Source organism: Bacteroidota bacterium (assembly GCA_016706255.1).
GTDB lineage: Bacteria > Bacteroidota > Bacteroidia > Chitinophagales > BACL12 > UBA7236.
In genome coordinates this window covers 1134410-1147475 of the sequence record JADJJZ010000006.1, presented here as the reverse complement: position 1 = coordinate 1147475, position 13066 = coordinate 1134410, and the positions used below count along the sequence as shown (strand labels likewise).

The following is a 13066-nucleotide window of genomic DNA, read 5'->3' as shown; positions in this document are numbered from 1 at the left end:
TCATTTATGAAGGAAATTTCTTTTAGGAGAATTTCATCAGAAAACGGGTGTTTTCAACCAAATTGAAAATGAAAACATGTATTTTCAAAATATTCTAAAGATAAAAAAGAAACTTAAAAATAAACAGGGCGGAATTTACGATGAGATGGTAGTGAAACGCAGCTAACCTGCAATGACCATATATCAAATGCGAGAGGGATTATGTTAGCCCCACCAATATTTTAATTTAAATAATTCCACATCCACCCAACATACCTTGCGCTTTCGTAATCTTCGCATCCACATTATAGTATTTACATTCAAACTTACTGAATATTAAAAAGTAGCTAGTCCTGCTGGAATACATACATTTATCTATATATTGTGGGCAAGTATGCTTTTACTTTAGCATATTGATAAAAATCATCGTTAGATGGGTTTGCAATAAAAGAGACAATCAAAATCCCTATCAAAATCAATGTTGTATATCCTTTTACCCAAGATGGAATACTTTTGAATAAATTACTTAAGTGGTTCATATGCGTGGTTTACTATATGCAAAAGTAAATGGTTAACCTATGCCAACCAAAAAAAATGCATTTGAGTGCTATAACACGCCTAGTTGCCCAAAAAACAGCTGCTCTTTGGAAGGTTATTTCTTTTAGGCGAAATGGGTGGAAACAAGCAAGTGTTTTCAACCCAATTGAAATTGATCGTATTCATTTTTGAGATAATAACAAGTTAATATAGGTTTCGCCTTTTAGAGCCAAACCTTTTTTGTGGTTCTGTATTAAGTTGGCATCTTGAATGGTTTAGCTGTAACAACCTGTATTAGGGTGAGACAAAATCCTATGGGTTTACTGCAAAAGGGTCTGATATCTGCTGTTATTAACCCAAAACAGTGGATTTTACAAAAACAAATCGAATACATTTGCAAAAATGGCATAAATATTTTAATATTGGTGCTTATCTCAAGTATAACCCAGCTTTAATTAACCCTTTTACAAGCAGACACAATGAGAAGCTTTTTAATATTATGCGCATGTCTCCTATTTATCGCAATTGCAAATCTGCCAATTGGTTATTATACTTTCTTGAGAATTTCAATAACAACATGTTGCGGTTTCGTCATTTTTAATGAATACAAAAATGGAATTACCCTGTGGGTTTATATTTTTGGAATTATTGCGATATTGTTTAACCCATTGTTTCCAATTTATCTAAACGATAAAAATGTATGGATACCAATTGATATTATCTGTGGCATATTGTTTATATCTAAGGCATTTATTAATTTTAACAATAAAACTTAAAAATTATGAGTAATTCTGATGAAGGTGGATGTTTAATCGGTTTATTATGGATTGGAACTCTGCTTATTTCAATTGGATCTGGCATATTAGCTTGGAATTGGATTGAACCTACGAGTTTTGGAGGTGCTATTGGATTTTTAATTATATGGAGTATATTTAGTTATATTGGCCATATAATTATTGGAGGAATAATTGCCCTTTTGGGTGGCATGGGTAATTAAAATGACATAATTTTTGCTTTCAATTGTACTGAATATTAAACAACAACTACGTATTATGAAATCATTTATTATATTATCCTTTTTTTTACTTTTACAATATTCATGCAAAAATCCTGAAGATCACAAAAAGGAAGCTGTGCGGTATTTTAAAGAGAATAAATATGATAATGCTTTAGAGGAAATAAATAAGGCCATTGATGCGGAGCCGGATAGTTTAAGTTATTATCAAATCAGGTTTGTAATTTATAATCAATTAGGCCGCCATCAGGAAGTTATTCTAGACCTTAATAAAATCATTGAACTCGATAACGAAAGTAATAGAAACACCATATATGCATATCACGAACGGGCCTTGGCTAAATTTCAATTAGGTTTGTATAACGAGGCTTTAATTGATATTAATTATTTTATAGCGAATAGAGACACCGTGGGCAGTTTAATTGAAGCTTATTTGAATAAAGCATCTATTCTGTATAACTTAAATGAGCTTAAAGAATCTAGGAGTCTGTATCAATTAGTTATAAAAGAAAATATTAAAAAAGATAAGAAAATCCAATCTGAGGCATTAGTAGGCCTTGCTAATCTTGCAATCTCACCTAAAGAGTCTTTGAAATTATTGAATGAGGCTATTTTAATTGACGATAAATGTGCTATAGCATTTGGAGCCAGAGGCAATCTTTATTATAATCTAGAAAACATCCAAAAAGCTCACGAAGACTTGAGTAGGATTAACTATATAGAATAATACAGATTCTGCGATTATATATTTCAAAAATCACTAGATATAGCCCCACAATCCCCTAATATTATTGATACCTATATGAATCTTGGTGTGATGCTACATCATTCGGAAAAATTTCAAGAGGCATTAGTATTTTTTGAAAAGGCATACAAATTGAATCCGTCTAATGATCTAAATCTTTATAATTACTCTATGCTATTGTGTGACTTAGATAGAAATAGTGATGCACTTAATTTAATAAATAGCGCTATAGAAATTAATACCACTGATGAGGAGTATTACAATTTAAAAGGAACAATACTGATATCCTTTAATCTACTCAATGATGCAGTACTTGAATTTAAGAAGGCAATAAACATAGAACCTAATTATGGAACAGCTTATTATAATTTAGGATATACTTTTGGAGAACTAAAAAGTCACGAACAATCAATTAAATATTACGATAAGGCTTGTGGCTTAAATTTTGACTTGCCAGTTACTTTAGTTAACAGAGCCCCACAGAAGGCAAAAATTAATAATCTAAACGGCGCCTGTCAGGATTTAAATAGGGCTTATAAATTGGGAAGAACTGATATTCAACTTTTAATTACTAAAACTTGCTATTAAAAAACAAGTTAAACCGAAATAACCGAATTTTAAGGCAAATTTTCTTATAGACGAAAAGTGAGGAAAACAGCAAATTTAATCTGGAAACTGAAAATAAATTGTAAGTGGCAAAAATGTTAAAAAAGTAAAGGTATTTTCTAAAAGACGAAATTGGGGCATTTATAGCTTTTTCATCAATTTAGAATCTCCGTTATGCTCTTAGGGTTTTAGCCAAAACTCGCAAAACCCGAAAACCTTGAATTTTGTGGCAACATTTCTTTTAGAAAAAATGGGGAGTAAACGCCGTTTCCTTTTATAGAGTGGCAAAGTGTTAATTAATAAGATGTTTTCTAAAAGACCAAACGGGGAATTTATAGTTGATAATATTTTAAAGGCCTTATAATAAAAGTTGGGCACTCATCTTTTGCAGTAACTTCAGGTTTTTCGGTATGCTTTTTGGAGTTTTGTGAAGGATTTACCTGATATTATATAGATATTTTGCTCAAATTCTGGCTATAATCTATTCAAAATTCATATTTTTACAGACCATTATCCCAAATATTGCCCAAATGACCTTTAACGAAGATTCAAGAGTAAAAATCCCTGCAATCGTGCATCTGACACGGTTGGGCTTTACTTATTTGCCTAAGTCAGCAATTACGAATCTTCACACCGACACCAATATTTTCAAAGACCAATTCAAGGCAGGACTTTCTAGAATCAACGACAAAGAATTTACCGACACCGAAATTGATTCCTTCCTTTCGGAACTAAATATTCAACTTGACAATAACGACCTTGGGAAAAGATTTTATAAAAGTTTAACTGGGGATTTTCCTTGCAAGTTGATTGACCTTGACAATTTTGAGAGAACAACATTTTTAATATTGTAACCGAACTCACTTACAAAAAACGAGGAAGAAGAATTCAGACCTGACATTATTTTGCTGATTAACGGAATGCCGTTGACATTCATTGAAGTGAAGAAGCCGAACAACAAAGAAGGAATTTTAGCGGAACGAAACAGAATAAATGTTCGTTTCAAAAATCCGAAGTTCAAAAAGTTCATGAACATAACGCAGTTGCTTGTGTTCTCAAACAATCAGGAGTATGACGAGGAAAGCATCACACCTATACAAGGTGCGTTTTACGCAACACCCGACCCCGAACAAGTAAACTTCAATTGCTTCCGAGAAGAAGATAATTCCATCAATCACAATTTGCCGTCAGAAGATTTAGAAATTGAAAAACAAATTTTGTTGAACAACAACATTGTTTCAATTCTTGGAACAACTGAATACAACACAGCAAAAGAAAATAACTCCCCTACTAATCGCGTGTTGACCTCTTTGTTCAGCAAACCACGATTGAAAACAATTTTAAAATATGGTTTTGCTTATGTGAACAGTTCCGATAAAATCGGAAACCGAATTGAGAAACACATAATGCGTTACCCTCAATTATTTGGACTTTGGCTATTGAGAAAAAATTAGATACAGGAATAAAAAAGGGATCATTTGGCATACACAAGGAAGCGGTAAAACCGCTTTGGCGTTTTACAATGTTTCCTATTTAAAAGATTATTATCAGAAGCAAAACATCATTGCGAAATTCTATTTCATTGTTGACCGTTTGGATTTGGCAACGCAAGCCAAAGACGAATTTGTTGCAAGAGGATTAAAGGTTGAAATGATAAGTTCAAAAGAAGATTTTGTAAACAACATCACAACCGCAGGCGCAACAGCAGGGAATGACGGACAGCAAACGATAACGGTAGTCAACATTCAAAAGTTTTCAGATTATTCCATTGCTCAAATTTCCGATTACAACATCAATGTAAAACGGATTTACTTTTTGGATGAAGTTCACCGCGGTTACAATCCCGAAGGAACTTTCTATGCGAAATTGGTGAACTCTGATAGAGATGCAATTCACATCGGACTTTCGGGAACACCTTTAATCACTGGTGATTTCAAAAGCAAAGAAATTTTTGGCGACTACTTTCACAAATACTATTACAACAAATCCATTGCAGACGGTTACACTTTGAAATTGATTCGTGAAGCGATTGAAACAAAATTCAGAACCGACATCAACAAAGTATATGATGAAATTGTGAAGCAAGGTGAGTTTACAAAAAGCCAAATTTTTGCACACAAGAAATTTGTAGAACCGTTGGTTGATTATATAATTGCCGACTTCAAAAAAAGCAGAGTGATTCACAATGATGATTCAATTGGGGGAATGATTGTTTGCGATTCTGCCCCCCAAGCCAAAATGATTTTGGAATTTGTGCAGAAATACAATGAGAAGCAAACCATCATTCGGAAACTGACTGAACCTAAAGCAGAATATGCAATTGCAGCTGAACCAAACGAAGTATATTTGAACACAGAAGATGCACCAATAACAGCCGCTTTGATTCTGCATGATGTGGACACAAAGCAAATTCGCAAAGACAATCAATCAGATTTCAAACAAGGCAAAATTGATTTGTTGATTGTTTATAATATGCTATTGACGGGTTTTGATGCAAAGCGGCTAAAAAAAATGTATCTGACAAGACTTGTAAAAGATCACAATCTTTTACAAACATTAACAAGAGTAAATCGACCGTATAAAACTTTCAAGTATGGCTATATAGTTGACTTTGCCGACATCAGAAAAGAGTTTGACAAAACAAACAAAGAATATTTCAAAGAACTTCAAGCAGAGTTAGGCGATGAATCTAAAGAGTATTCCAACCTCTTCAAATCGTCAGAGGAAATTGACAAAGAGATTGCAGAAATAAAAGAGAGATTATTTCTTTACGACTTTTCAAACTTAGAAGAGTTTCAGAAAGTCATAAGTAAGATTACCGACAAGAAAGAAATTACCGAGCTTAAAAAATGTTTGGAGAATCTAAAGAGTTTATACAACATAATAAAGGTGATGGGCTACACCGAACTCTTAGAGAAATTTTCTTTTGACAAAGTGAACAAGTTGTATAACGAAGTTGCAAATCGTATTGACATCATAAACCTGAAAGCAAGTTTAGAGAATGCCAACGACAACACAAACTTGTTAACCATTGCATTGGAGAAAATGCAATTCACCTTTCGCAAAATTGCAACGCATGAATTGCAAATTGCAGACAAATTCAGAAGCGAATTAGAAAGAGCAAGAAAAGAATTGGAAGGAAACTTTGATAAGAAAGACCCGAAATTTATTTCTCTGTTTGAAGAACTGAAACGATTATTCAAAAAGAAAAACATTGAGGAATTAGATTCGGCTGAAATGGATGCAGCAATAAAAGATTTAAAAAACATTTACGAACAGGCAAACGCCTTGAACAATAAAGATGCGCAGCTTGCAGCCAAGTATGAGAACGATACCAAGTTTGCCAAGATTCACAAACGAATCAAAGAAAATAATTTGAATGTGCTGCAAAGCGAATTCGCTTTGCAAGCCGTATTGCTCAACATTAAACACAAAACAGATATTACAGTGCTGAATAATCAAGCATTGCTTAACAATGAAGATTATTTTTCGGAAGCAACCAAGCGAACAATTATTGAAACCCTTGAAGAAAAAGGAATTCAGGATTTGAATGTGGTTCGCTTTATCAATACAACATTAGTGAACGAATACTTTTATCAAAGAGCCATATAAATGACAACTCACCAAGAACATACACAGAAAACAAAAGAACTGATTGACGGATTGAAAACCGTTTGCAGCAATTACGGTTTAGCAAACACACGGGAATACAAAATCATTACGGAAGTTTTTCTCTACAAATTTTTGAACGATAAATTTTTGCATGAAGCACGAAACGCCAACAAGAAATTAAAAGACAGCAAGAACATTGAAGCCGACATTCAAAACATGACGGACAATGATTACGAATACATGATTGAAAAAATTGGTGAACGAAGTGCGAAGTTGAAAAAAACACATTTCATCAGTTACCTGTTCAACAAGCAGAACGAAAAAGATTTTTCCATCACCTTTGATGCTACGCTTACAGAAATTGCAGCAACTAACATCAAAATATTTTCTGTTTCTACCATTGGCGGAGAAAAGATTCCGTTATTTGAGGAACTATCAGAAAACATCAGAGAAAAAAACGAAAGAAGTCCTTTCTGTAAAGCCATCATTAACAAATTAGTTGCGTTCAGTTTCGAACCCGTTTTTGAAGAAAAATATGATTTCTTCTCTACGATTTTTGAATTCCTGATTAAGGATTACAACAAAGACAGCGGACAATATGCTGAGTATTATACACCTCCAGCTGTTGCAAAAATTATGGCAAGGATTCTAGTTCCAAAGGAAACAAAGAATGTTTTGCTTTACGACCCTGCAGCAGGTTCAGGAAGTTTGTTGTTAAGTTTGGCTCACCAAATTGGAGAGGATAAATGCACAATCTATTCGCAAGACATTTCTCAAAAGTCGTCAGAGTTTTTACGGTTGAATTTAATCCTGAACAATCTTGTGCATTCACTTCACAATGTGATAAAAGGAAACACTTTGACAATTCCTTTTCATTTAAACGATGCAAAAGATGATTTAAAAAAGTTTGATTACATTGTTAGCAATCCACCTTTCAAAACTGATTTCAGTGATGATAGAGAAACGCTTGCAAGCGACATACACAAGAAAAGATTTTTTGCAGGTGTACCAAATGTGCCGAATAAGAAGAAAGAATCAATGGCAATTTTCCAGTTGTTTCTTCAACACATCATTTATTCGTTAGACACAAAAGGCAAAGCCGCAGTTGTAGTGCCAACAGGATTTTGCAGCGAGAAAGCAGCAATAGGTTTAGGCATCAGAAAAAATTGATTGATAATAATTGGTTACATGCAGTTGTGCAAATGCCTACAAACATTTTTGCAACCACAGGAACAAATGTTTCTGTTTTGTTTATTGACAAAGGCAAAATCACTGACAAAGTAATTTTAGTTGATGCAAGTAAGTTGGGTACAAAAGTGAAAGACGGTAAGAATCAAAAAACTTTGCTGAGTGCTAATGATGAAAACAAATCATTGAAACGATAAACAACAAAGATGTGATTGAAGATTTTTCCATTTTGGTTGATACAGAAAAATAAAAGGAAAGAAATATTCATTCGGTGCAGGACAATATTTTGACACTCGAATTGAATACAGCGAATTGACTTCTGACGAATTTAATGAGAAGATGCAAGAGCATAAAAATAATTTGGCAAAATATTTTAATGATGGAAAAGATTTGGAAAAACAAATCTTGAAAAACTTTCTTCAAATCAGTTATGAGTAAAACATACGACACAATAGAAAGCATTTCAAAGTCAATTAACAGTGGAATAACTCCATTGAGAAGCAATTCTGATTATTGGACAGATGGTGTAATTCCTTGGCTTAAAACGGAGCAGTTAGGAGAATTTCAAATTAAAGAAACAAACGAAAAGATTTCAAAGAAGGCACTTGAAGAAACTGGAATTAAAATCAATCCTGCAAATACAATTTCAATTGCTTTATATGGTGAAGGAAGAACAAGAGGAAATGTTTCCATCTTAAAAACTCCAATGACTACCAATCAAGCTTGCTGCAACATTGTAGTTAATGATGAAGTTGCCGATTACAGATATGTGTATTATTGGTTGAAGAATAATTATCATCAACTAAGAAATTTATCATCAGGAGTTAGAAAAAATTTAAGTGCTGACGAAATAAAATCTTTCCCTTTCAATTGCAGAAAGCCAAATGAGCAAGCATCTATTTCAGAAATTCTTTCCACACTTGATTTAAAAATTTCTCTCAACAACAGCATCAACACTGAATTGGAAACAATGGCAAAAGCCATTTACAACTATTGGTTTACTCAATTTGATTTTCCAAACGAAGAAGGTAAGCCCTACAAAGAAAGCGGAGGAGAATTGGAATTCAATGAAGAATTAAAAAAAGAAATTCCTCTTGGTTGGGGTGTGAAAATCTTTGACAAGTTCGGTGAGTTCAAAAACGGAATCAACTATGAAGGTAATGTTGTCGGGGATAAGGTTGTGAGAATTGTAAATGTTCGTGACATTTCAAACACAACATATTTTATTCTCAAAGGTGAATTGGATGAAATCTCTTTACCTGAAAAAGATTCATCAAGATATTTGGTTCATGAAAATGATATTCTAATTGCAAGAAGTGGAACACCAGGAGCAACAAGATTAATTCACAAAGACATTGGTGATGTAATCTATTGCGGTTTTATAATCAGATTCAATGTGTATAGAGAAACCCAAGAACTCATAACTCTACGTGATTTCCTTTTACCGTTGCTGATGAACGGGCAAGTGAAGCTGAAGTAAAAAATAAATAATGGGAAAGAGACAAAACATATTAGCGTCGCTGTTGAATAACAATGGCATTAATCTTTATTATCCTATAATAATTGATAGGGGAATTTTTTCGCAAAGTCAATTTCATCAAGAAATGAAAAATGTATATCACTCTTTGGGGGGGATATTGGAGGAGTATCCTATACACTTTGGTGACTTTGATATGATAGGAGAAAATTTTTTTGTTGAATTGGACGAGGAAAACCATTTTAATAGGTATAGAAAGACAACGTTGCAATCTTCGGTTTACAACAATTACGAATATTTTCATGTAATTGATTATAATAAATATTGTGATTTTTTTGGAACTAAAGGAGGGAAAATTGGGAATTTCTGGACAACTCCCAAAAGCGAAAAACAATTTGGCAAATCTTCCCCCGAACGGGATTTCTCAGGTAACGGTCCTGCTCGATGGAAACAACGGGCATTTTATGATTTGCTGAAAGATGTTTATGGTATGCTAATTAACAAGCCGGTTTTCAGGTTTTCTACTTATGAAAAAATTAATGACATTTCTATAAATAACATTTTGAAAAACAAAAGAATGAAACTGATTTGATAAATTACATAGCCGCAAGGCTGGTGATGAAATAATAAATAACTATATAATTTTCTTTTCCCGTTGCTGATTAAAGTGCAGGCAAAAGTGAAGTAAAAAATATTTGCAATGATTAAATCTATATCAATAAAAAATTTCAGAGGCATTGAGGAAATAAAAAATCTTTCAGTTGACAAGTTCAATATTTTAATTGGCGATAATGGCACTTCAAAACATCAACCTTAGATGCAATTCATTATTCATTTCTCCAAACTTTTTACCTGGTAGAATCAAACACACCGATTTTCCAAATGGAAATGATGAGCACATTATTATTGAAATTGAATTAACAGAAAGTATTAAAGCAAAAATTCCTGACTACTTTTTTAATGAGCAAGAAATTACTTGCAACAAAATTTTACTTGAAGCAAAGAAGCGAGACAGAAAAGCTGCAGGAAAAATATTTTCAGATTTGGTTACTTTAAATCACATTGTTTTACCTGACTTTGCAAGGGAGAAAAAGGTTGGGCAATTAAAAGGAAGAATAATAAGGACTTGACATTCACAGAACGAGTTTTGGGATTAACGCAACTCAACACAGATGAATTGCCAAGAAGTTTTTTTGTTCAATAAAGAGCGAGACCGACAAACTACAAAGGGTTACAATACTTCGTTCTCAACAATTATTGACGACTTGAATTGGCGTTTCTCCAGAAGTGTTCGGAAGGAAACCGAGGAGACAGGAAAAGCCCCCGAAGTGTTTGCAAAAATTTCAGAATTGACTGATGAAATTGCAAGCAAGATTGAATTTGAAAAATACGAAGTGTTCAAAGAGTTCTATAAACGAACAGCAGAATTTAAACTTAAAGAAACAAAGCTATCAATCATTGATTCAATTGCTCCATATGAATCTGCTTTTCTTTCAGCATCAAAAGACATTCTTGACCTTCCTCTTAAATATTTAGGTTCAGGAATTGAAATGATTATTTCTCTCCTATTTCTTGAAACGCTTGCTTCAATGTCCAAAGAAAAATTACAAATTCTTATTGATGAACCTGAATTGCATTTGCATCCCAAATTACAGGAACAGTTAGCGGAATACTTATGGAAAATTTCATCAGGCAAAGACGGACATCAAATTTTTGTAACAACTCACTCACCTATCTTTTTTAAAAATTGTGTTGGCAGAGATGGAGTAAAAACTTTTGTAACAAGAAAAGAAGATAAGACCGATAAAATTTTTGTTGATGAACTTTCTTTGGGCAATGGTTTATTTCCTTGGAGTCCATCTTGGGGAGAAATAAATTACTTTGCTTACAACTATATGACGATAGAATTTCATGATGAACTTTATGGTTTCGTCCAAGAGAAGTCACATCTTTTTAGAGAGAAGGAAATTGACGATTTTCTTGAGCAAAAATTTAATATACCAAAAGACAGGCAATGGATTCGTGAAAATGGAGGAGTTCCAAAGCAACCGATAAATACAACATTACCTGTTTTTATAAGAAATAAAATTCATCATCCAGAAAACAAAGCAATGCAAGCAGAAACTTTTAGCAGTAATGAGCTGAAAGAATCAATTGAGATATTGATAAGTGTAGTAAACTCGATAAAATAACAATTCAATGATAGGTAAAATAATCTTAGATAGAATATCCAAAGAATGAATGAGGAAAAAAAATAAAGGCTCTTGATGAATTATTTGCTCTAAGTTCAGAGTATAGGAAAATGCAATTACATAACTCTATTAAAGTTTATAAATAAATTCCCATCACTTGCGCCATTCAATGCCTTTCTCATACATATGCAAAATAGTGGCGTGGAAATAGTATTATCTGCAGAAAAATGGAAGAAATACCGCAGGACAATAAAGAAAAATGCACGTCCGCTCTTAATACTTATGCCGTTTGGTCCGGTCGAATTTGTTTACGACATAACCGACACGGAAGGTGATGAAATTCCAGAATATTTAAAAATCCATTTTTGACCAAGGGAGTATTAAATGAAACCGTGCTGTTAAGGACAATAAAAAACGCAAGTAAGGAAGATATAATATATAAAGAAGACCTAATGCATAAAGCAAATGCAGGATATGCAACTACGCGAAAAATTGATAATTTTTTGGTAGCCATTAATTCTTCATATCAATTGAATGATAAATATTCTACTCTTGTACATGAACTCGGCCACATATATTCCGGGCATTTAGGTACATTATCGAATAGTTGGTGGGCTCAACGACTTGGATTGGAACACGATGTGATTGAAATCGAGGCTGAATCTATTGCCTATCTCGTTTGCAATAGGATGGGTTTAGAAACTTCTTCCGATAGCTACTTAGCCAACTATATTAAAAAGAATCAGCCGTTACCAAATATTAGTCTTGATACAATATTAACTGTTTCAAATTATATTGAACAAATGGGTATTCTTGGATTTAGATCAAAAAATAAAAAATAAATATGCCAAAGTTCGAATCTGATTTTGATATGGATTTTAATATGGATGACTTTGAGTTCACAGAAGTTCGATTATTTAATGATCCATCTTATTACCTATCTCACTTAATTCCAGAAGGCAACGAACTGATTTCGATCCATCCAGATATGCCAATACAGGAAGCAATAACCAAACTGATTAGCTACGACTACTCTCAACTTCCGGTATTAACCCACCAAACAAGAGGGTTAGTTGGTGTGATAAGTTGGAAATCACTTGGGCAAAAATTTAGTTTGATGAATGGAAATTCAAAGGTAAAGGATTTGGCCTTTGCTCCTTCGGTCGTATTTAAGGAAACAACTCCATTATTTACCGCGGTTCCAGAAATAATTAGAAATGACTTTGTATTGGTAGAAAATAATGCGAAGGAGATAATTGGAATTGTAACAGCAGCTGACTTAAGTTCTTTGTTTTTATCGCAAACCAAACCATTTTTAATAATTGGTGAAATAGAATCTTATTTGAGGGATATACTTGGCAAGTTATCCATTTCTACTTTAAAAGCAATAGCAGTATCAAATGATAATAAAAGGGAAATCAATACAGTAAATGACTTAAGTTTTGGAGAATACCAACGTCTATTTGAAAATGAAGAGAACTGGAATAAATTAAATTTACAATTTGACAAAAAATATTTCTGTGGCTTGATGAATACTTGTAGAGCGATTAGAAATAAAACAATGCATTTTGACCCACAAGGGTTATTAGAAGAAGATATGAATCAGTTAATGAAGCTTTTAAATCTTTTAAAAAATCTTAAAGACAGAGGGTATTTTAATATATAGTTTAGCAATCACAATAATAAATATTACCTAAGCTTGAATTTTAAAGTTC

The 13066-nt window shown here is 33.0% G+C and carries 10 protein-coding genes and 2 pseudogenes; all 12 read left to right on the top strand.

The annotated features are described in order from the left end of the window. Positions 1 to 1297: 1297 nt before the first annotated feature. Complete coding sequence (locus tag IPI65_13615) at positions 1298 to 1513, top strand: hypothetical protein (GenBank protein ID MBK7442549.1); 216 nt, start codon at positions 1298 to 1300, stop codon at positions 1511 to 1513. A gap of 55 nt (positions 1514 to 1568) precedes the next feature. Further along, positions 1569 to 2258 (top strand): hypothetical protein, encoded by a 690-nt coding sequence (locus tag IPI65_13610; GenBank protein ID MBK7442548.1) that lies wholly within the window; start codon positions 1569 to 1571, stop codon positions 2256 to 2258. Positions 2259 to 2333: 75 nt separating this feature from the next. Further along, positions 2334 to 2864, top strand: a complete 531-nt coding sequence (locus IPI65_13605) for a tetratricopeptide repeat protein (GenBank protein MBK7442547.1) — start codon at positions 2334 to 2336, stop codon at positions 2862 to 2864. Between the two features lie 548 nt (positions 2865 to 3412). After that, positions 3413 to 6494, top strand: a pseudogene (locus IPI65_13600) (type I restriction endonuclease subunit R). After that, positions 6495 to 8120, top strand: a pseudogene (locus IPI65_13595) (SAM-dependent DNA methyltransferase). It begins immediately after the preceding pseudogene. After that, entirely contained in the window at positions 8113 to 9162 is a 1050-nt protein-coding gene (locus tag IPI65_13590; GenBank protein ID MBK7442546.1) for a restriction endonuclease subunit S, read from the top strand. The pseudogene IPI65_13595 and the gene IPI65_13590 overlap by 8 nt, the downstream one beginning before the upstream one ends. A gap of 10 nt (positions 9163 to 9172) precedes the next feature. Continuing rightward, positions 9173 to 9751, top strand: coding sequence for a hypothetical protein (locus tag IPI65_13585; protein ID MBK7442545.1), 579 nt, complete (start codon positions 9173 to 9175; stop codon positions 9749 to 9751). A gap of 199 nt (positions 9752 to 9950) precedes the next feature. Continuing rightward, positions 9951 to 10289 (top strand): hypothetical protein, encoded by a 339-nt coding sequence (locus tag IPI65_13580; protein ID MBK7442544.1) that lies wholly within the window; start codon positions 9951 to 9953, stop codon positions 10287 to 10289. 42 nt (positions 10290 to 10331) lie between these two features. Next, on the top strand, positions 10332 to 11351 hold the full coding sequence (locus IPI65_13575; GenBank protein ID MBK7442543.1) for an AAA family ATPase: 1020 nt from the start codon (positions 10332 to 10334) through the stop codon (positions 11349 to 11351). Between the two features lie 201 nt (positions 11352 to 11552). Beyond that, positions 11553 to 11720: a hypothetical protein gene (locus tag IPI65_13570; GenBank protein ID MBK7442542.1), complete on the top strand. Its 168-nt coding sequence runs from the start codon at positions 11553 to 11555 to the stop codon at positions 11718 to 11720. Then, positions 11717 to 12193: a hypothetical protein gene (locus IPI65_13565; protein MBK7442541.1), complete on the top strand. Its 477-nt coding sequence runs from the start codon at positions 11717 to 11719 to the stop codon at positions 12191 to 12193. The genes IPI65_13570 and IPI65_13565 overlap by 4 nt, the downstream gene beginning before the upstream one ends. Before the next feature lie 2 nt (positions 12194 to 12195). Then, positions 12196 to 13017 (top strand): CBS domain-containing protein, encoded by an 822-nt coding sequence (locus IPI65_13560; GenBank protein MBK7442540.1) that lies wholly within the window; start codon positions 12196 to 12198, stop codon positions 13015 to 13017. Positions 13018 to 13066 lie beyond the last annotated feature (49 nt).